The organism is Aliivibrio sp. S2TY2, assembly GCF_028765525.1.
GTDB classification, from domain to species: domain Bacteria; phylum Pseudomonadota; class Gammaproteobacteria; order Enterobacterales; family Vibrionaceae; genus Aliivibrio; species Aliivibrio finisterrensis_A.
The window spans coordinates 46,714-68,674 of record NZ_JARACS010000003.1; the positions used below are offsets into that span (position 1 = coordinate 46,714).

The window sequence follows — 21,961 nt, forward strand, 5'->3', positions numbered from 1 at the left end:
TTATTATAAAATGCCATATGGTATATCGTGTTCTTAATGGGTTTATGTTAGGCTCACGGTTCATTAATAATGGCACAAGATGGAGTCAGATATGACAGGCATACTGGATTCGGTGAATCAGCGCACACAACTTGTAGGGCAAAACCGTTTAGAGCTACTTACTTTTCGTCTTATGGGACGCCAACGTTATGGTATTAACGTATTTAAAGTAAAAGAAGTATTACAGTGTCCTAAGCTGACTTCAATGCCTAATTTAAACCCTTTAGTAAAAGGGATTGCTCATATTCGTGGTCAAACTATTTCTGTTATTGATTTAAGTCTTGCTACCGGTGGTCGTCCTACTACAGAAATTGATAAATGTTTTATCATTATTTCTGAGTTCAACCGTACTATTCAAGGTTTCCTTGTTAAGTCTGTTGAGCGTATTGTAAATATGCACTGGGAAGCAATTTTACCGCCACCGCAAGGCACTGGTCGTGCAAACTACCTAACTGCAGTAACTAACATTGATGATGAGTTGGTTGAGATTTTAGATGTTGAAAAAATCTTAGCTGAAATCGCACCAATCGACGAAACGATGAATGAAGAGTTAGTTGAAGAAATGACGGCGATGAGTCAAGAAGTTGTTCGTAGAGTACTTATTGCTGATGATTCAAGTGTTGCCCGTAAACAAGTTCAACGTGCTGTTGAATCTATTGGTTTTGAAACCATTATGGTGAAAGATGGCAAAGAAGCGTTGAACAAATTGGTAGAAATGGCAAATGCTGGCAGTGTATATGAGCAAATTGGCTTAGTTATTTCTGATGTTGAAATGCCAGAGATGGATGGTTACACATTAACGGCTGAAATTCGTCGTGAACCAGCACTTAAAGACTTACATGTTATACTACATACTTCATTGAGTGGCGTATTTAACCAAGCAATGGTAGAACGTGTTGGTGCAAACCAATTCATCGCTAAATTTAATCCTGATGAGTTAGGTGCGGCCGTGAAAAGGGCTGTTGAAAAATAAACAGCATAAAGTAATAAGCTAAATCCTATTGTCGTAGTAATATTAAGCGGCAATTCATTTTTTATTTGGAAGTAAAAGCGTTAATGACAACTATAACTATCAACGAACAAGAGTATCGTGATTTTAGCCGTTTTCTTGAATCTCAATGTGGTATTGTCCTTGGTGACAGTAAGCAATATTTAGTGAGAAGCCGACTGAGTCCTTTAGTTGCTAAGTTTTCATTAGCTTCATTATCTGATTTATTAAAGCAAGTGATCTCAGGTAGTAACCGTGAGTTACGTGTTGCAGCAGTCGATGCCATGACAACCAATGAAACGTTATGGTTTAGAGATGGCTACCCATTTACAGTATTGTCTGAAAAACTATTGCCAGAGTTAGCGGCAAATCGTCGCCCATTAAAAATATGGTCAGCGGCAAGTTCATCAGGCCAAGAACCGTATTCAATGGGGATGACCATTGCTGAGATTCAAGCGCGTAAACCGGGTTTCCTTCCAAACATCAGTATTACCGCGACCGATATTTCACCGTCAATGCTAGAAAACTGTAAAGCGGGTGTCTATGATAACTTGGCGTTAAGCCGTGGTTTGTCACCAGAGCGTCGTCGCGCATTTTTTGAAGACGCTGGTGATGGAAAAATGAAAATTAACGATAAAATTAAGCGAATGGTAAATTTCCGTCCACAAAACCTAATGGACAGCTATAGCTTACTTGGTAAATTTGACATTATTTTCTGTCGTAACGTACTTATCTATTTCTCACCAGAGATGAAATCTAAAGTTTTAAACCAAATGGCGGCAAGTCTTAACCCTGGTGGGTATTTATTACTGGGTGCTTCTGAGTCATTAACTGGTTTGACTGATAAATTCGAAATGGTTCGTTGTAACCCAGGTATTATTTACAAACTAAAGTAATGTCATTTGAATGATTATTAAACAAAAAGCGACTTAGGTCGCTTTTTTTGTATCTGTAATCTATAGTTGGCGTAAATATTGCTAATTATTTATCAGTAGTATCGTCAATCTGCTCTGTGAATTGAAAAGTTGGCATACAGGTTGCTATATAGAAATTATATATACTGCTAGTCAGTTCTTGTGGAGGGTTTGAAATGGCAATTTCTTTTGATAACGCATTAGGTATTCATCAGCATACTGTTGGTGTTCGTTCAGAGCGCGCAGAGATGCTAGCGACGAATATCGCTCAGGCGAATACACCTGGCTATAAAGCAAAAGGAATGGATTTTCAAAAAGCATTACAGTCGGCAACATCAAAGGCAAGCATGGGTCTTAGCCGTACAGATGGTCGGCACATTAATGCCTCAACACGAGTGGCAGGGGAAATTCAATACCGTGTACCAACTCAACCAGATACAGGTGATGGCAACACGGTAGATGTGGATTTGGAGCGTAATTTATTTATGCAAAACCAACTTCGTCATCAAGCATCATTAGAGTTTTTAGGTAGTAAATTCAAAAACCTAACCAAAGCAATTAAAGGGGAATAGAGATGAGCTTATTTAATGTTTTCAACGTTACGGGTTCTGCAATGAGTGCAGAGTCAGTTCGTCTTAACACCACTTCAAGTAACATGGCAAATGCTGACAGTGTAAGTAGCTCTGCTGCTGAAACTTATAAGGCTCGTCAAGCTGTCTTTGGTGCGGAATTGAGTAAAGCTAAATACAAACAAGAACATACAGTACCTGTAAAAGTTCTTGGTATTGTTGAAAGCCAAAAACCGCTACGTGCTGAATATAACCCTGATCACCCTATGGCAAATGACGATGGCTACATTTTTAAGCCAAACGTTAATGTAATGGAAGAAATGGCAAACATGATTTCTGCTTCTCGTTCATACCAAACGAATGTTCAAGTAGCAGATGCAAGTAAACAAATGTTGCAGAGTACTCTGCGAATGGGTCAATAAGGATAGGAGGTAGCTATGACTGGAATCAATAACGTTGGTCAAAACGGCTTGTCCTACATCGACCAGCTTAAAAGTCTTCAAGAGGCAAATAAACCTGAAAAAGCAACAGGTGGTAAAAATGAACTGAAGCAAGAAGACTTCCTTTCATTATTAACCAAACAATTGTCTCAACAAGACCCGTTTAAGCCGGTTGAAAACGACCAGATGATTGCGCAAATGGCATCATTTGCAACCGTCGATGGTATCGGCAAGATGAATACACAGTTTGATAGCTTGAATTCATCTATGACATCTAACCAAGCATTACAAGCGTCTTCGCTTGTTGGTCGTGATGTTCTAGTACCTGGCGCTAAAGGCTTAAAAGAAGCAGATAAAGGCATGGCGGCAATGGTTAAATTGCCACAAGCGATTAATAACCTAATGGTTCGTGTAGAAAACGAACAAGGTCAATTAATTCGTACTTTAAATGTGGGCGCTAAACCTGCTGGCGACACTCGTGTTGAGTGGGACGGCAAAGATGACAAGGGCAATGCAATGCCTGCTGGTAGCTATAACATTAAAGCTGCTGGTGTGCTTGATGGAGAAAACAAAGAGTTTGGCGTATCAACATACGCTAACGTCAACAGTGTTCTTCTAGGCAAAGGTGATGGCAATGTTCTGCTAAATCTTGCTGGTTTTGCTTCACCAATGAAACTGGCAGAAGTGCTAGAAGTTGGTAAAGCATAATAAGGGCGAATATTCAGTGCAGCATGACGCTGCCTGAATACTTTCAATAACGTTATATTTTAATTCAATAAAGAGCTATGCCAATTCCTTTAACATTCCCCATTGACTGCGATCGTTAATGGAATTGGAAAACATAAGCGTAGCTAGATAGGAGATATCAAATGTCATACGTAGCATTAAGTGGTCTAGCCGCTGCTCAAAAAGACTTAAACACAACATCAAATAACCTTGCCAATGCAAATACGTTTGGCTTTAAAGAATCTCGTGCAGAATTTGGTGATGTGTATTCATCGTCATTGTTCTCAAATGCAAAAACCACAACTGGTGGTGGTGCTCAGACGACTAAAGTAGCACAACAGTTCCATGAAGGTTCTAGCATCTATACTAACAATCCAATGGATTTACGTATCTCTGGCCAAGGTTTCTTCGCAGTGGCAAAAGATCGCCTACAACCTGCAACGAATGAATTAAGCCGTAATGGTGCATTCCACCTAGATAACGAAAACTACGTAACGACATCAAATGATGAGTTTTTACTGGGTTACGAAGTCGATCCTGAATCTGGTAATGTGTCTTCTTATGAGCCTAAAGCGCTTAAGATCCCAGACCAATTCGGTAAGCCAAAACCAACAGAAAACGTTGAAATTGGTATGAACTTACCAGCAACTGAAGTACCAAAAGATCCTGCTCTTTTTGATATGAATGATCCTGACACTTATAACAAGTCAACATCGGTAACGACGTATGACTCTTTAGGTCAGCCATATAAAATGACAACGTACTATGTGAAAGATGCAACACAACCAAACCGTTGGAATGTGTTCTACTCTTCTACTGATGTTGATGGTGAAAAGCCAGTAAACATTAATGCAGGTGATACAACAAATGCTGCTGGCCAAGTTGGTCACTCTATTGTCTTTAATAATGATGGTACAACTCAAAGTATCAATGCCGGTCAACCGGTTGCAACGACCACGTTAGGTGAGAATGGTTTAAACTTAAATGGTGCTGATCCTTCTCAGACATTAACCATGAAGTTTGATAACCCAACACAATTCTCTGCACCGTTTGAAATGCGTCGCTTTAGTGAAGATGGCGCAACAACAGGTTACTTATCAAAAGTAGATATCGATAAGAGTGGTAACATTGTTGGTTCTTATTCAAATGGTAAAGATGTGACATTAGGTCGCGTAGCAATGGTTCGTGTAACTAACCAACAAGGCCTTGCTCAAAACGGTGGCACTCAATGGTCAACGACACAAGCGTCAGGTGATGCAATTTGGGGTGAAGCAAACCAAGGTTCATTTGGTGATATTCAAAGTGGTACCCTAGAGCAATCAAACATCGATATGACTCAAGAGTTAGTTGATTTGATTTCTGCACAGCGTAACTTCCAAGCGAACTCACGTTCACTGGATGTACACAACCAACTGCAACAAAATATTCTGCAAATTCGTTAATCTAAACGAGATTGTTATTATCGAATTGCCGTCAATGTTGACGGCAATTTTTTACCCAAATTATTTGCCTCTCCTCCCCTAAGTCTTTCCTCTTTGAATCTCTTATATTCATAAAATCATCCTGTCATACATTTAATTTATTGAAAAATATAGCAAATAAAAGTTGGCACACTCATTGCTATTATAACTTCAGATAGATTATTGGAGTTCATTATGGATCGCGCATTATTTTTAGCCATGAGTGGCGCAAAGCAAAACATGCAAGCTATGCAGCTGCGTTCAAACAACCTTGCCAACGTAAGTACGACTGGTTTTCGTGCCGATTTAGAGCAAGCGCGTTCAATGCAAGCGTATGGTGAAGGTTTGCCTACTCGTGTGTTCAATATGACTGAGCGTCCAGGAAGCAGTTTTTCTCAAGGCTCTGTGATTACAACAGGTCGTGATTTAGATTTAACGATTGAAGGCGATGGCTGGATTTCAGTGATGGACAACACGGGCCGTGAAGGTTTGACTCGTGCCGGTAATCTAAAAATTGATGAAACAGGTTTATTAATGAATGGCAGCGGTCATCTAGTACTAGGTGAAAATGACGCGCCAATCACTTTGCCGCTTCCTATCTCAAAAATTCAAATTGCTAAAGACGGTACTATCTCTGTTCTTGAGCAAGGTGCGCCAGCAGAAGCGATGGCAGAAGTTGACCGTATTAAATTAGTAAAAACCGATAATCGTGATTTATTTAAAGACACGAATGGTTTGTTCCGTTCGAAAAATCCTAATAATGCATTCCAAGCGGATGCTAGTGTCACTGTATTAAAAGGTGCATTAGAAGGCAGTAACGTTAATGCCGTAGGTGAAATGACCAATTTAATTGATTTGCAACGTCAATTCGAAATGCAAGTCAAGATGATGAGTACCGCTGAAGAAATGGATAAAGCATCAGACTCATTATTACGTATGGGTTAATTGAATAATTAACTTTGATTAACTTAATACATTAAAAAATTTAGAGGAACACACAATGAATCCAGCATTATGGGTAAGTAAAACAGGTTTAGACGCACAGCAAACAAACATTGCTACTATCTCAAACAACTTGGCGAATGCCTCAACGGTTGGCTTTAAAAAGAGCCGTGCCGTATTTGAAGATCTGTTTTACCAAAATGTAAACCAAGCCGGTGCTCAATCAACTCAAAATACCGAGTTACCAACAGGCTTAATGCTAGGTGCTGGTTCTAAAGTTGTGGCAACTCAAAAAGTATTCACTAACGGTAATGCTCAAACCACATCAAACGGTATGGACATGATGATCGAAGGTAAAGGCTTTTTCCAAGTGACTATGCCTGACGGCAACATTGGTTACTCTCGTAATGGTCAATTTACACTGAACGATGAAGGCGCAATCGTAACAACAGGCGCTGGCTACCGTTTAGAACCAGAAATTATCGTTCCTGAAGATGCAATTAATGTAACGGTAGGTACGGATGGTGAAGTTTCTGTTCGTTTACGTGGTCAGCAAGATAACCAAGTGATTGGTCAAATTACAACGGTTGATTTTATTAACCCAGGTGGTCTAGAGCCAGTAGGGCAAAACCTTTACTTACCAACAGGTGCAAGTGGTGATCCGCAAGAAGGAACACCAGGCCTAGAAGGTTTAGGTGCCATTCGCCAATCTATGCTTGAAGCATCAAACGTAAACGTAACAGAAGAGTTAGTGAACATGATAGAAGCGCAACGTGTTTACGAAATGAACTCAAAAGTAATTTCTGCTGTTGATAAGATGGCAAGCTTTGTTAACCAACAACTGTAATTGGTGATTAGGATGAAACGTCTTCTTTGTTTATTAATGCTAACTGCTTTAACTGGCTGTGAATCATTATTGGTGCAAAATCCAAACTTACAAGAGAGCGAAGTCACTTCTGCGACAACCAATGTTGATGCAGTAGAGGGAGATAAAGCAAAAGAAGAGGGCGGCGGCATTATTGATACACTGCGTGGTCGTAATGATCCTATATCAGGTGATCCTGCTTGGGCTCCAATTCATCCTAAAGAAAAACCAGAGCATTATGCGGCAGCAACTGGATCTCTGTTTAATGTTGATCATGCACAAGATATGTACGATGACACAAAACCACGTGGGTTAGGTGACATTGTTACGGTTACTTTGGCTGAAAATACCAAAGCGGCAAAAAGTGCCGATGCAGAATTATCAAAATCGAATGATTCAAGCATGGACCCGCTGCAAGTTGGTGGACAAGAATTGCAGATGGGCGGCCAATATAACTTCTCTTATGAATTATCAAATGACAATAATTTCACAGGAAATACATCAGCCAACCAAAGCAACAGTTTAAGTGGGTCAATTACGGTTGAAGTGATTGAAGTATTATCAAATGGTAACTTATTGATCCGTGGTGAAAAGTGGTTAACACTGAATACGGGTGATGAGTACATTCGATTAAGCGGAACCATCAGACCTGAAGATATTGGATTTGATAACACCATCGCATCAACACGAATTTCAAATGCTCGTATCCAATATTCAGGTACGGGTGATCAACAAGATATGCAAGAACCTGGATTCTTGGCACGATTCTTTAATGTAGCACTGTAATAATGACGAATCGTTGGAGTTTTGACGTGAATAAAAACCTAGTTACCTTAATTTTTACTTGGTTATGCCTAAGTATCTCTACAGCACAAGCGGCACGTATTAAAGACGTAGCAGAAGTTGCTGGGGTTCGTAGTAACCAATTAATCGGCTATGGTCTGGTCTCAGGCTTACCGGGTACTGGTGAATCAACACCATTTACCGATCAAAGCTTTAATGCCATGCTGCAAAACTTTGGTATTCAATTACCGCCTGGTACAAAACCAAAAACAAAAAATGTTGCAGCAGTAATGGTAACCGCAACGTTGCCAGCCTTTTCAAAACAAGGCCAAGTAGTTGATGTTACTGTCTCTTCTGTTGGTTCAGCGAAAAGCTTACGTGGTGGTACTTTGCTACAAACCTTCTTGAAAGGTTTGGACGGTAAAACCTACGCAATTGCACAAGGTAACTTAATTGTAAGTGGTTTTAGTGCTGAAGGTGCAGATGGTTCAAAATTGGTGGGTAATAACCCAACCGTAGGTCGTATTTCTGGTGGTGCAATGGTTGAACGTGAGATCCCGTCTCCGTTTGGTCGTGGTGATTTCATTACCTTTAACTTATTAGAGTCTGATTTTACTACTGCTCAACGTATGGCTGATGCGGTAAATAACTTTTTAGGTCCGAACATGGCGTCAGCGGTTGATGCAACCTCAGTCCGTGTGCGTGCTCCTCGTGATATTAGTCAGCGAGTTGCTTTTTTATCTGCAGTTGAAAACGTAGATTTTGACCCTGCAGATGGCTCTGCAAAAATCATTGTTAACTCTCGTACTGGCACTATTGTTGTTGGTAAACACGTGAAATTGAAAGCCGCAGCGGTAACCCACGGGGGTATGACGGTTGCAATTAAAGAAAACTTACAAGTGAGTCAACCAGGTCCTTTTAGTGACGGTCAAACTGTTGTTGTTCCTGATTCTGATATTGAAGTAACGGAAGAACAAGGAAAGATGTTTAAGTTTGAGCCGGGGCTGACTCTTGATGATTTGGTTCGAGCTGTGAATGAGGTTGGTGCTGCACCATCAGATTTAATGGCGATTCTACAAGCATTGAAACAAGCGGGTGCCATTGAAGGACAACTAATTATCATTTAATAGTTGCTTGTTAAATAAAGACAATAAACGCACTTCTTAGGGAGTGCGTTTTTTTTGGCATTAAATTTGCTCTATTAGTAACGTAGAGACCGTAACTTTATTACCCTGATTAAAAGAGTAAGTGTAAAGATGAATAATTCAGTAAACATGACAGACGTAGGCTTTATCCATGATGTGGGTGGTCTAGATAAATTACGTAAAAGTGCGGTGAGCGGCGATCAAGAAAGCCAAGACAAAGCGCTGCGTGCGGCGGCTGAGCAGTTTGAATCAATCTTCACACAAATGCTTTTTAAATCAATGCGTAATGCCAATGATTCATTCAAGTCAGACATGATGAGCAGTGATAATCAACAGTTCTTTGAGCAAATGCGTGATGATCAAATGGCAACTGAGTTGTCGAAAAAAGGGTCATTAGGCTTAGCAGACATGATTGTTGCTCAACTTAGTGCATCAATGAATCAAGAGCCACCTGTACATAACGGTAAGAATTTAGAGCAAGATGCGCGTATGGCAATGCGCAAAGCGGCAACCGACGAAACATTGCGTTTGCCAGTTGATTATCAATACCCGGCAATGTCTGAAGCCAAGAAAGCATCACAAACAGAATCAGGGTCTGTCGCTCAATTAGAAAAAGCCTTAGCGGCAAGACCGGCACAGCAGCCTCAGAAATTTGATTCACCTCAGCAATTCGTTGAAACCATGAAACCATACGCAGAGAAAGCAGCAAAAGCACTGGGTATTGATTCGAATGTCTTGATCGCTCAAGCGGCATTAGAAACCGGCTGGGGTAAGAAAGTGATTCAAAACTCAGTCGATTCAAGTCATAACTTATTTAATATCAAAGCAGACAGAAGTTGGCAAGGTGATAAGATCGCTAAGAATACCTTGGAGTATCACGATAATATTGCCGTTACTGAAAATGCCGCTTTCCGTTCATACGATAACTATGAAGAGAGCTTTAGTGATTTTGTTCGATTCTTAAATCAAAACCCACGTTATGAGCGAGCGCTACAGCAAACAGAAAGTTCAGAAAGCTTTATTAAAGGGATCCACAGTGCTGGTTATGCAACCGATCCAAATTATACCGATAAAGTAATGAGTGTAATGAAGACCGTAGAAAGCTTAACTAAATAAACTTAACTAAAAAATTAAACCATTAAAATCCTGCATCTTAGCCATATTGACTGGCTAAGCGGCAGGATTTTTTGTTTTATTGCCGCTTAAAAACCAAAAGAGGCAAAGAAAGGCAATAAATACATAATTTTAGTGGCAAAGATAAAGTTTTAAGTCTGCGTTTTTAGTTATCTTGTTGAAAGTAAAGGGTTTAAAAGTTGGCACACTGATTGCTATATTAGATTCGTTAGGAAATTTTTATCGCATCTTTTATAGAGTTTTTTTGGAGGCAACATGGGACTTGATCTGCTAAATCTAGGTACACAAGGTGTGCTTACGGCGCAGCGTCAACTGAATACGACCAGTCACAATATTAACAACGTTAATACTGAAGGCTTCAGTCGTCAATCGGTTGTTCAAGACACTAATATGCCTCATTGGGTGTCAGGTGCAAACCTCGGCGCAGGCGTGCATGTAGCCGCTGTGCGACGTTCGTTTGATCAGTTCGCTACAAACGAATTGAACCTATCGACAACCAATTTAAATTACTCTATGGATACAGAGGCAAATCTTGATGTTCTAACGAATATGATGTCGTCTATTGGCGCAAAACGTATTCCAGAAAACATTAATGATTGGTTTGATGCAGTAAAAACACTTGCCGATAGCCCTAACGAAATCGGTGCACGTAAAGTAGTCCTTGAAAAATCACGTCTTGTTTCGCAAAGCTTAAATGACTTTTATGAGAACGTACGTCAGCAAAATTCAGACGTAAATAAAAAGATGGATCTAACGGTAGAGCGTATGAATGGTATTGCTCTAGAGTTAAAAGACATTAACCAAATGATGGTCAAGACCCCAGGTCCGCACAATGACCTAATGGACCGTCATGATAAGTTAATTAAAGAGCTATCTCAGTACACAAAAGTAACCATTACAAAGCGTCAAAACGAGAATTCATTTAATGTATTAATTGGTGGTGGGCACATGCTAGTGTCTGGCACAAATGCAAGTGAATTGAAAATGATAGCAGGGACTCCTGACCCATTACAGCGCCGACTAGCAATGGTTGAAGGTAAAGGATTGAAAGCAATTCAGCATGATAGCATTGGCGGTAAAATGTCAGCGTTATTTGAATTGCGTGATAGCACTATTCCTACCATCATGGATGAATTAGGCCGTGTGGCCGTTGGCTTCAGCAGTGAAGTTAACCGTCTACAAAGCCAAGCAATAGATCTGCGTGGACAGATTGGTGCTAATATTTTCTCTGATGTGAACTCAGAACAAGCAGCACGTAGTCGTGCCATCGTACAAGGTGGTTCATCTGCAGAAGTAGGCGTATTTATTGATGATATTAGCTTACTAAAGGCGGGTGATTACACACTTAAGTATGACGGTAGCCAATATACGGTGACCCGACCTACAGGTGAAGTACAGCGCTTAGACCCAACCGGTAACCCATCGACCTTTTTCCTAGACGGTATGCGAGTTGAAATTCGTGAACCACTAGGTGCCGGTGAGCGTGTATTACTTCGCCCAACCCGTATTGCGGCTGGCGAAATGAAGCTTGAAATGAATGAAGCAGAGAAAATTGCTGCACAAAGTTACGCAAGCTCTGCCACTTTTGCGACAGGTAATGCGAAATTTAAAGTGTTACAAGCAGGTGAGCTAAAAGAGTTCCAAGTCGTTATATCTCCAGCAGCAAATCAGTTTGCAGTGTTAGATATGAAAGGAAAAATGTTACTAGAACCACAAACTTACCCACCAAAAGGTCCGGTAAGCGTTGGTGGTACAACGTTTGAGCTAACAGGTGGTGCAGCTGCAAATGATAAGTTTGCTGCTAACTTAGTGCCATCAGAAGGTGACAACGGTAACTTATTGTTAATGCAAGGCTTACAGACACGTAAAGTAATGGACGAAGGCCGCTCAACGGTGATTGACCTATACGAAAACGTAAATACTGAAATTGGCCTGAAAAAAGCAACAGCGTCTCGTTTATCTGAAGTTTCTCGTGTAGAAAACGAAGCAGCACAAAGTCGTGTCGCTTCTGTTGCTGGCGTAAACTTAGATGAAGAAGCGGCAAATATGATGAAGTTCCAACAGGCGTATATGGCTTCTTCTCGTATTATGAAAGCGGCAGACGAAACGTTTAACTCAATCTTGCAACTTTCGTAACTAGGAGGCATTCAATATGTTAACTCGTATTTCAAGCTTTCATAATTACCAATCAGTTCAGAATGATATTTCGCGCCAAGAAGCCAAAGTGCATCAAAACAGCGCGCAATTAGCGTCAGGTAAAAAGCTATTAACGGCAGGAGACGACCCCGTTGCTGCGTTATACGCTCAAAACCTAACGCAAAAGAAAGAAGAACTACGTCAATACAGCGATACCATTATTCTTGCTCGCAACCGCTTAGAGCGTCATGAAGTGGCGATTGCCAATGCGGAGCAGTTTGCCGATGATGCAAAGCGCAGTGTAATGGAAATGATTAACGGCTCTCTTGCACCAGAAGACCGTTACGCTCATGCTCAGGACGTAAAAGGATTAGCAGATAATTTCTTAAACCTAACGAATATGTTAGATGAATCAGGAAATTACCTTTTCTCTGGAACTAAGCCTAAAACCCAACCATTTTTTAGATCAAATGATGGGACAGTTGCTTATGCCGGAGATGAATACCAACGTAATTTAAAAGTATCAGGCTCGATTGAAGTTGCTGTTAATGATTCTGGCAGTAAGCTGTTTACTGAAATCAAAAATCCATTTGGAGATTATGATCCACAGTACGCACTGCAAGAAGGTTCAGAGCTTTTGCTGTCAAAAGCGACTAATACCAATTACACCGATCCTGCAACTTATGAAATCACTTTTAATGCAGCCGCTAACGGTCAGTATAACTATGAGCTATCAAAAGATGGCAGTACGGTAAAAACGGCCCAGTTTGACCCTTCTGAAGGCATTAAATACGAAGGGGTAGATATTCAAATCCGTGGTCAATTAAAAGCGGGTGATACCATCACCTTAGAGCCAAAAAAGACCATTAGTATTTTTGATTCGTTCAAAAGAGCACAAGAATTAGCATTAAATGATGTGTCTGATGCCTCAACAACGGCAGAATTACATCAAGTAACGGATGAATTTCACGCGGCATTCATTCATTTAAGCCAAGCGCGAGCAGAAGTTGGTACGAGACAAAATACGCTAGATCAACAAGAGATGCAGCATCAAGATTTTGATTTAACTATTTCTAAATCATTAAGTTCTATTGAAGACTTAGACTATGCGCAAGCGGTCATTGAATTTAATGAAAATACTCGTGCGCTTCAAGCATCTCAACAAGCGTTTGGTAAAGTAAAAGACATTACTTTATTTAATTACGTGTAAATACCACCATTAAATAAAAAGAGAGCTTAGCAGTCGTGCTAGGCTTTTTTATGACTATAACTAATTGAATTATCAATATATTACATAGGAAAGGCCTTGCCGCATCGTTTGTTTTTTTTGCCGCTTTGTAGTCGCTGGCAAATAGTCATTTATTGATTGAGGCAAAGGTGAAAAAAAGCGGCAATAGCTATTGCTAATCAAGCGGCAACATTATTTTTTAGTCTTGGTTTTTTCTATAAAAAGAGACAATAAATAACGAATGTAATTTTTAAGTTGTTGTTATTTATTAATTTAATTTATTTTTCATTATGTTTGAGTTTTTATTTAAAAAACTGGCACACCTTATGCTAATTAATAACTATGACTGAGACGCTCACAGTTTGCCAATGGTAAATAGTGGCATAGCAGTTGCAGAGTAGAGTTAATGACTTTGCTTTTGTATGTCAGTCATTAATGTGCATATTTTTCTCATCTTGGCATGAGATTTGATATGTAAATTACATGACACTTAATAACTATTGGCCAATTGTGGCTGATATGAATTTTAAATATTTCTGAATAGAGCAGAAATGAGTTTTCGCGAAAGCGAAGCCAAAGGAGAGCAACGATGGCTGTAAATGTAAATACTAACGTATCTGCGATGACTGCGCAGCGTTACCTAAATAACGCAACAAACGATTTAAACAATTCAATGGAGCGTTTGTCTTCAGGTACTAAGATCAACAGCGCAAAAGATGACGCTGCTGGTCTACAAATTTCTAACCGCTTAACAGCTCAGACTCGTGGTCTTGATGTTGCTATGCGTAACGCGAACGATGGTATCTCTATCGCTCAAACGGCTGAAGGTGCGATGAACGAATCGACTAACATCCTTCAACGTATGCGTGATTTATCACTACAAGCGGCAAATGGCTCTAACTCAGACCAAGATCGTGCTTCTATCCAAGAAGAAGTTCACGCGCTGTCTGATGAGCTTAACCGTATCGCAGAAACTACATCATTCGGTGGTCGTCGCCTACTGAACGGTACATTCGGCGAATCTGCATTCCAAATTGGTGCAAACGCGGGTGAAGCAATTCTAATCGAATTAACCTCTGTACGTGCTGATGATAGCCGCATGGGTGGCCAACGTTTCGTTTCTGAGAACGGCAAAAGCGCGTCTTGGAATGTAGAAGCTGGCAAAAGTGACATGAAACTAGAGTTCACAACTCAAAAAGGTGAAGCAGTTTCTATTGATATCAACGCTAAAGCTGGTGACGATATTGAAGAGCTAGCAACGTACATCAATGGTCAATCAGACAAGATCTCTGCATCTGTTGGTGATGAAGGTAAACTTCAACTGTTTGTTGCTGAACCATCTATCCAAGGTGAGTTAGCGGTGTCTGGTAACCTTGCTTCTGAGTTAGGTTTAGCTGGCGGTGCTGGTATTAAAGCAACGGTTGATAAACTAGATGTAACGTCTGTTGGTGATGCTCAAGTATCTATCGGTGTTATCGATTCAGCTCTTGCTTACATTGACCGTGAGCGTGCTGATTTAGGTGCTAAACAAAACCGTTTAGGCCACAGCATCAACAACTTGTCAAACATTCAAGAGAATGTGTCTGCTTCTAACAGCCGAATCAAAGATACTGATTTTGCTAAAGAAACAACAAACATGACAAAAGCACAAATCCTTCAGCAGTCTAGTACTTCTATTCTTGCTCAAGCGAAACAGTTACCAAACGCTGCACTAACTTTACTGCAGTAATTGAGTAACTAACAACAGTCATCTTAGTGAACAAGAGGTGCTCTCATCTCTCATCATCCTCTTGTTCATTTGATTGTTGGCAAGCTTCAGGTAACTGGTTTTTTGTGTTCTTCTCACAGATCTCCTCATAAAAAACCAGCCTAGCTTTATGCCCCTTAATTGGGGCTACCCTTCTAAAAACATTCTTTTTAATTTAGAAAATCTTATTTCGGTCGATGACTTACTGTCTATTCTATAAGTAAGGTCATGTTATGAGTTCATTCTTACGATTTTTATTATTAACTTCTTTATCTTTTTCTACGCTTAGTGCCCAGCTGCACAATAATGATCTTTTATCCAATGTGGAATATGATTCATTTATTTTAGCTCAGTCATGCCTCGATTCTGATATCGAGCACTACTTTGAAGAAAAAGGCATCACTCCTAGAAATAGCCATATTAAAGGCTATGGAGAATGTTTTAACTCTCCTATTCATAAAGTAAAACGTAAGGCCAGAAAAGATCTAAAGCATTATTTAGGAGAAGAATGTTCAGATCCTGCTCTTATTAACTTATTGAAGTCTGAAGGTATTGATCCTAGCCATTATCAAATAGAAAGCAGTAGCCGCTGCCATCATCAAAATATCAGTTAAGCTTTGAGTTATTTGGCCGCTATAATTATTAAGATTAAATATATTAAGAGATTGTTATGTCTGTAACGGTAAACACCAATGTGTCTGCAATGACGGCACAGCGATATTTAAATCAAGCGACGGAGCATCTAAACCAGTCTATGGAGCGTCTTTCCTCAGGAAGTCGAATTAATAGTGCGAAGGATGATGCGGCAGGTTTGCAGATATCAAACCGTTTAAAATCACAAATGAGTGGTTTGGATGTGGCGGTTCGTAATGCTAATGATGGTATTTCTATTGCCCAAACGGCGGAAGGGGCGATGAATGAAAGTACTAACATTCTTCAGCGTATGCGTGATTTAGCACTACAGTCATCAAATGGCTCTAACTCTTTACAAGATCGCCAGGCAATACAAGAAGAAGCGGATGCTTTAAATGATGAATTAAATCGTATTGCAGAAACCACCTCTTTTGGTGGTCGCCGCTTATTGAATGGTCAATTTGGAACATCAACCTTTCAGATTGGCGCTAATGCGGGTGAAGCAGTGCAATTAACGCTTGGTAGTATGCGTTCTGACACCTTAGCAATGGGTGGCTTTCATTACACCTCTCAAAACCAACTAAACAAAGGGTGGACAGTACCAGAAGGCGGGCAGACGCTTACCATGTCATTTAATGATGAAAATGGTAAAGCTCAAGAAATCACAATTGAAGCGAAAGCGGGTGATGATATTGAGGAATTGGCAACCTACATCAATGGGCAAAATGATACTGTTAACGCCTCTGTCGATGAGAACGGTCAGTTACAGTTATTTACGGCAGGGGATTTAGTTTCTAGTGCGGTGACCTTTGGTGGTTCGCTATCTGCGGAATTGGCTATTGGTGGCGCTGTATTTGATACCGTGAATGATTTGGATTTAACGACAGTCGGTGGCTCTCAAAAAGCCATTGCAACGTTAGATGCCGCCATGGGATTTGTTGATAAAGAGCGTGCGACATTAGGCGCGTTCCAAAACCGTTTTGGTCATGCGATTAATAATTTAAACAATATTAATGAAAATATCTCAGCATCAAACAGTCGTATTGAAGATACGGATTTTGCGAAAGAAACGGTTGAGATGATGAAAGCGCAAATCTTACAACAAGTAAGCTCAACGGTACTCGCTCAAGCTAAACAAGCACCAGATCTTGCGTTAAAACTGCTTGGGTAACTTATACCAACAGATATAACTATTTAAAAACCAGCAATGACAGCTGGTTTTTTTTCGCCTAAAGAAAATAAAGTGAAATAAATAAAGAAATAAGGTTCTAAATTCAAAGAGAGAGACGACTAAAGCTCTTTTGTATCAAGGTTCTGATTAATACTTGGCCAAAATCGGAAAAACTTTAGCTGTTTTTTAGTCAATTGTAAAAAACTTTGAAGCATGATCATAGTTCATAAAGTAATCATCTGTTTTATAAAAAAAAGTATAAAGGTTTATTTTTAACCGTCGCTAAGCTAAGTATCAGGCACTAATAGCAACGTTGTTAGTTCCAAATAATAAAGCTCAGTTTTCCGAACTACGGAAAACAATCGGAAAACTAAACGGAGATACCACTATGTCGATTACAGTAAATACTAACGTATCAGCAATGACTGCTCAGCGTTACTTGAACAATGCAACGGATGGCGTTAATCAATCAATGGAACGTCTATCTTCTGGCTTTAAAATTAACAGTGCGAAGGATGATGCAGCAGGCCTGCAAATTTCAAATCGTTTAACTTCTCAATCTCGTGGTTTAGATGTTGCTGTTCGTAATGCAAATGATGGTATTTCTATTGCACAAACAGCTGAAGGTGCGATGAACGAATCGACAAACATCTTACAACGTATGCGTGATTTATCGCTTCAGTCTTCTAATGGTTCAAATACTTCAGCTGATCGTGAAGCGATTCAACAAGAAGTTGGCGCGCTTAATGATGAGTTAAACCGAATTGCAGAAACGACTTCATTTGGTGGTTCACGTCTTCTTAACGGTCAGTTTGGTACTAAATCATTCCAAATCGGTGCTGATTCTGGTGAAGCGGTAATGCTAAGCCTAAATAATATGCGTTCTGACTCGGCATCAATGGGGGGTACAAGCTATAAAGCCGAAACCAAGCTTGATGCTGACTGGGGTGTTAATGCAGAAAATTCAGAATTAACGGTTTCGTTTGTTAATAAAGCGGGCGAAGAGAAAGAACTGACAATTAATGCCAAGACGGGCGATGACATTGAACAAGTAGCGACTTACATTAATGGTCAGACTGATTCTATTAATGCTTCTGTCTCAGAGAACGGCGAGCTACAAATTGTAACGTCGAACGATAAAGTGCAAGGTGAAGTGCAATTTGGTGGCTCACTAGCAAGTGAACTAAACATGGGTGCCGCACAAGCTGAAACGGTTAAGAGTATCGATGTAACAACGGTTGGTGGCTCACAAAAAGCAGTTGCTGTCCTTGATGCAGCAATGCAATTTGTTGATGAGAATCGAGCGGGTTTAGGTGCATTCCAAAATCGCTTTAGTCATGCGATTAATAATCTAGATAACATTAATGAAAATGTATCAGCATCAAATAGTCGAATTAAAGATGTCGATTTTGCGAAAGAGACCACTGAGATGACTAAAGCTCAAATCCTTCAGCAAGCAAGTTCATCTATTTTAGCTCAAGCTAAGCAAGCGCCAAATGCTGCTCTTGGCCTGTTACGCTAATTATATTGGCTAATTAAAGAAACTTCTAAGGTAATAGTGCTCTCACACTATACCAAAGCCGGGGACTACCTCGGCTTTTTTTATATCAATATAAAGCACACTGGGCTGTATACTGGCTTATAATGTGTTTATCTGTATGTTGTTTGAGTGATCTTTGTTCTGTTTTTGTTGATTTATAGCGTTTTTTCTTACTTTTCCCCCTTTATTTAAATTAATTTCATTTTTTTTGCATTTTCTCCTAAAGAGTTTCCGAGTTTGAGCGATAACCTAAGTACAAAGCAGAACGACTGAATAAACAGAAAGTGCTTTAAAAAGAAAAACTTAAAAAAATTAAAAGTTTTTCTAAAGTAAATTGAAGTCAGGTCGTTAAGTTAAGTATCAACGATGAATAATACGGTTTCCGGTCCAGGAGCGGAGTGATTCGGAACCAAAGTGGAGAAATAAAATATGTCTATCAATGTAAACACAAACGTATCAGCAATGACAGCACAGCGTTACCTAAACAGCGCAACGAATGACTTAAACAGCTCAATGGAGCGTTTGTCTTCTGGCTTTAAAATTAACAGTGCAAAAGATGATGCAGCGGGTCTACAAATTTCTAACCGTCTAACATCTCAAACTCGTGGTTTAGATGTAGCAGTTCGAAATGCAAATGATGGTATCTCAATGGCGCAAACTGCTGAAGGCGCGATGAACGAAACAACGAACATCCTTCAACGTATGCGTGATTTATCACTTCAATCTTCTAACGGTTCAAATACAACAGCTGACCGTGTAGCAATTCAAGAAGAAGTGGTTGCTTTGAATGACGAATTAAACCGTATTGCAGAAACAACATCGTTCGGTGGCTCTCGCTTACTTAACGGTCAGTTTGGCACTAAATCTTTCCAAATCGGTGCGGATTCAGGTGAAGCGGTAATGCTTACTCTGAACAATATGCGCTCTGACACAACGGCAATGGGTGGACACACTTACTCTGCGACGGAAGGTAAAGATGCAAACTGGAAAGTAGATGCAGAAAGCACAGAATTAACAATGAACTTTGTTGATAAAGATGGCCAAGAACAAAACATCACCATTAATGCAAAAGCGGGCGATGACATTGAAGAAGTAGCAACCTACATCAATGGTCAAAGCAGTGCAGTAAATGCTTCTGTAACAGAAGATGGCAAACTGCAAGTATTTGCAGCAGCTGAAGCAACTGACATTGCATTTAGCGGCTCACTAAGCAGCGAATTAGGTATGGGTAACAAGGTTACTGATACGGTTAAGAGCATCGATGTAACGACGGTTGGTGGTTCACAAAAAGCAGTCGCGATTCTAGATTCAGCAATGCAATATGTTGATTCAAATCGTGCGGATTTAGGTGCTTTCCAAAACCGTTTTGGTCACGCTATCAACAACTTAGAAAATATTAATGAGAATACGAGTGCAGCAAACAGCCAAATCAAAGATGTTGATTTTGCGAAAGAAACTACTGCAATGACGAAATCTCAAATCCTGCAACAAGCGAGCTCGTCTATCCTTGCTCAAGCTAAGCAGGCACCAAATGCAGCATTAGGCCTGTTGGGCTAATCAGCATAGTAAACACTTGTGAGAATGAGAGCTAAGCTATCTGCAAAGTTCTATCCCAACAGGTTATGAGTAAGTTTGACTTACTTTATAAAATTAAGCTTAGGCTATCTCATGATGTATTTTGTAGAGGTGAGAGTCTACCAAGTGCATAGAGATACGCTTTTAAATATATGTGAGAAACAATGGCTGGTTCGGAGGATGAGACCAACCACCATTGAACTATCCCTTAGGAGATCTATTTATGTCTATTACAGTAAATACTAACGTATCAGCAATGACAGCTCAGCGTTACTTAAACAGCGCAACATCTGACGTTAACCAATCAATGGAGCGTCTGTCTTCTGGCAACAAAATCAACAGTGCTAAAGATGATGCGGCTGGCCTACAAATCTCTAACCGTTTAAACACGCAAACTCGTGGTCTAGACGTAGCGGTTCGTAACGCAAATGACGGCATCTCTATGATGCAAACTGCTGAAGGCGCAATGAAAGAGACTTCAAACATCCTTTCTCGTGTACGTGACCTAGCACTGCAATCGTCAAATGGTTCAAACACTGACGCTGACCGTAGCGCAATCCAACAAGAAGTAACGGCTCTTTCTGATGAAATGAACCGTATTGCTGAAACAACTTCTTTTGGTGGCACTCGCCTACTAAACGGTAGCTTTGGTACTAAATCTTTCCAAGTTGGTGCTGATTCTGGTGAAGCGGTAATGCTTACACTGAACAACCTACGTGCAGATGAGTCAAACATGGGTGGCCAATCTTTCACTGCGAAAGAAGGTGTTGCTGCGGGTTGGACTGCTGGTAAAGATGCAGAAATGACTATTTCTTTCACAGACAAATCTGGTGAAGAGCAATCAGTATCAATCACAGCTAAAGCTGGCGACGATATTGAAGAAGTAGCAACTTACATCAACGGCCAAACTGATAAAGTTAGCGCTTCTGTTGGTGAAGATGGCAAACTGCAAGTATTCGCAGCTAAAGGCACAATCGAAGGCGAAATCGAATTCTCTGGCGCTCTAGCTAACGAAACTGGTATGTCTGACGCTGTTCAAGCTCAAAAAACAGTTGGCAACATCGACGTTACAACTGTAGCTGGTTCTCAAGATGCAGTAGCGGTTGTTGACGCTGCAATGAAATTTGTTGATAGCCACCGTTCTGAGCTAGGTGCAGCTCAAAACCGTATGGGTCACACAATCAACAACTTAGACAACATTAACGAAAACGTTTCTGCTGCTAAGAGCCAAATCAAAGACGTTGATTTCGCGAAAGAAACAACTGAAATGACTAAAGCACAAATCCTACAGCAAGCAAGCTCTTCTATCTTAGCTCAAGCTAAGCAAGCGCCAAACGCTGCTCTAGGTCTATTACGTTAATCTCTTTGATTAAGTGATAATACTAAAATAGGTAGGTGGGCGGCTTCATCGTCAACCCACTTACTGAAATATGACAGCCGGACCGCTCTCCTGCTGTCTTTTTTCGTATTAGGAGGAAAGAGTTATGAACCCTTCTTTTGTATCTTCATCAATCCTCACATCTCCCTCTTCCAATAACGGCACGCAAATTGCTAGTCCTAATGTACAACCAACATCATCTGTGAATATCAATAATCAAATAGCAAAAGGTGAACCGTCAGAGTTATTGACACCAAGCCAAGCGATTATAGTTGAAGCAGAGCAACAGCTTGAAACGAAAAAGAAAGAAGAACTTTATCATGCAGTGAAAGAGCTGAATGAATACGTTAAGAGCATGGATCGAGGATTATCGTTTCGCTTAGATGAAGAGTCTGGGCGGCAGGTTATTACCGTTTTTGAAGTTAATAGCGGTGAAATTATTCGTCAGATCCCCGATGAAAAGATGTTGGAAATTGCCAGAGAATTAGCTGCCAGTGCGTCTGGATTAATAGCTGAGAAGATATAATCGTTAATTGAGGAAAATGCTT

At 40.2% G+C, this 21,961-nt stretch carries 20 protein-coding genes; all 20 read left to right on the top strand.

All coding sequences use genetic code 11. The features are described 5' to 3' along the window. Positions 1–91 precede the first annotated feature (91 nt). Positions 92–1,012 (top strand): chemotaxis protein CheV, encoded by a 921-nt coding sequence (locus PVK63_RS06590; RefSeq protein WP_130086015.1) that lies wholly within the window; start codon positions 92–94, stop codon positions 1,010–1,012. An 83-nt stretch (positions 1,013–1,095) separates the two neighbouring features. Continuing rightward, a complete protein-coding gene (locus PVK63_RS06595; RefSeq protein WP_130048967.1) occupies positions 1,096–1,923 on the top strand; it encodes a CheR family methyltransferase in 828 nt (275 codons plus the stop codon). Positions 1,924–2,117: 194 nt separating this feature from the next. Next, a complete protein-coding gene (gene flgB, locus PVK63_RS06600; RefSeq protein ID WP_130048968.1) occupies positions 2,118–2,513 on the top strand; it encodes a flagellar basal body rod protein FlgB in 396 nt (131 codons plus the stop codon). Positions 2,514–2,515: 2 nt separating this feature from the next. Continuing rightward, on the top strand, positions 2,516–2,932 hold the full coding sequence (flgC, locus tag PVK63_RS06605) for a flagellar basal body rod protein FlgC (RefSeq protein ID WP_045102654.1): 417 nt from the start codon (positions 2,516–2,518) through the stop codon (positions 2,930–2,932). Between the two features lie 15 nt (positions 2,933–2,947). After that, positions 2,948–3,658 carry a flagellar hook assembly protein FlgD gene (gene flgD, locus PVK63_RS06610; protein WP_274440100.1) on the top strand — a complete coding sequence of 237 codons (711 nt, stop codon included), beginning with the start codon at positions 2,948–2,950 and terminating at the stop codon, positions 3,656–3,658. Between the two features lie 161 nt (positions 3,659–3,819). Continuing rightward, a complete protein-coding gene (flgE, locus tag PVK63_RS06615; RefSeq protein WP_274440102.1) occupies positions 3,820–5,118 on the top strand; it encodes a flagellar hook protein FlgE in 1,299 nt (432 codons plus the stop codon). Positions 5,119–5,331: 213 nt separating this feature from the next. Further along, positions 5,332–6,081 (top strand): flagellar basal body rod protein FlgF, encoded by a 750-nt coding sequence (locus PVK63_RS06620; protein ID WP_130044117.1) that lies wholly within the window; start codon positions 5,332–5,334, stop codon positions 6,079–6,081. Positions 6,082–6,136: 55 nt separating this feature from the next. After that, complete coding sequence (flgG, locus tag PVK63_RS06625; protein WP_130048971.1) at positions 6,137–6,925, top strand: flagellar basal-body rod protein FlgG; 789 nt, start codon at positions 6,137–6,139, stop codon at positions 6,923–6,925. A 12-nt stretch (positions 6,926–6,937) separates the two neighbouring features. Then, complete coding sequence (gene flgH, locus PVK63_RS06630) at positions 6,938–7,729, top strand: flagellar basal body L-ring protein FlgH (RefSeq protein ID WP_130044119.1); 792 nt, start codon at positions 6,938–6,940, stop codon at positions 7,727–7,729. A 2-nt stretch (positions 7,730–7,731) separates the two neighbouring features. After that, positions 7,732–8,853, top strand: coding sequence for a flagellar basal body P-ring protein FlgI (locus PVK63_RS06635; protein ID WP_130044120.1), 1,122 nt, complete (start codon positions 7,732–7,734; stop codon positions 8,851–8,853). 129 nt (positions 8,854–8,982) lie between these two features. Continuing rightward, positions 8,983–9,987 (top strand): flagellar assembly peptidoglycan hydrolase FlgJ, encoded by a 1,005-nt coding sequence (gene flgJ, locus PVK63_RS06640; protein ID WP_274440103.1) that lies wholly within the window; start codon positions 8,983–8,985, stop codon positions 9,985–9,987. Between the two features lie 273 nt (positions 9,988–10,260). Further along, the gene (gene flgK, locus PVK63_RS06645) at positions 10,261–12,141 is read left to right on the top strand and encodes a flagellar hook-associated protein FlgK (RefSeq protein ID WP_274440106.1); all 1,881 of its coding nucleotides are present in this window, start codon (positions 10,261–10,263) and stop codon (positions 12,139–12,141) included. A 16-nt stretch (positions 12,142–12,157) separates the two neighbouring features. Further along, a complete protein-coding gene (flgL, locus tag PVK63_RS06650) occupies positions 12,158–13,351 on the top strand; it encodes a flagellar hook-associated protein FlgL (protein WP_130048974.1) in 1,194 nt (397 codons plus the stop codon). A 607-nt stretch (positions 13,352–13,958) separates the two neighbouring features. Beyond that, complete coding sequence (locus PVK63_RS06655; protein ID WP_274440108.1) at positions 13,959–15,098, top strand: flagellin; 1,140 nt, start codon at positions 13,959–13,961, stop codon at positions 15,096–15,098. Between the two features lie 251 nt (positions 15,099–15,349). Continuing rightward, positions 15,350–15,730: a hypothetical protein gene (locus PVK63_RS06660; RefSeq protein ID WP_274440109.1), complete on the top strand. Its 381-nt coding sequence runs from the start codon at positions 15,350–15,352 to the stop codon at positions 15,728–15,730. A 56-nt stretch (positions 15,731–15,786) separates the two neighbouring features. After that, complete coding sequence (locus tag PVK63_RS06665; protein ID WP_274440111.1) at positions 15,787–16,920, top strand: flagellin; 1,134 nt, start codon at positions 15,787–15,789, stop codon at positions 16,918–16,920. A 388-nt stretch (positions 16,921–17,308) separates the two neighbouring features. Beyond that, positions 17,309–18,442, top strand: a complete 1,134-nt coding sequence (locus PVK63_RS06670; RefSeq protein ID WP_130048977.1) for a flagellin — start codon at positions 17,309–17,311, stop codon at positions 18,440–18,442. 447 nt (positions 18,443–18,889) lie between these two features. After that, the gene (locus PVK63_RS06675) at positions 18,890–20,017 is read left to right on the top strand and encodes a flagellin (protein ID WP_130048978.1); all 1,128 of its coding nucleotides are present in this window, start codon (positions 18,890–18,892) and stop codon (positions 20,015–20,017) included. Between the two features lie 241 nt (positions 20,018–20,258). After that, on the top strand, positions 20,259–21,395 hold the full coding sequence (locus PVK63_RS06680) for a flagellin (RefSeq protein ID WP_274440114.1): 1,137 nt from the start codon (positions 20,259–20,261) through the stop codon (positions 21,393–21,395). Between the two features lie 124 nt (positions 21,396–21,519). Then, complete coding sequence (locus PVK63_RS06685) at positions 21,520–21,939, top strand: flagellar protein FlaG (protein WP_274440115.1); 420 nt, start codon at positions 21,520–21,522, stop codon at positions 21,937–21,939. Positions 21,940–21,961: the final 22 nt, after the last annotated feature.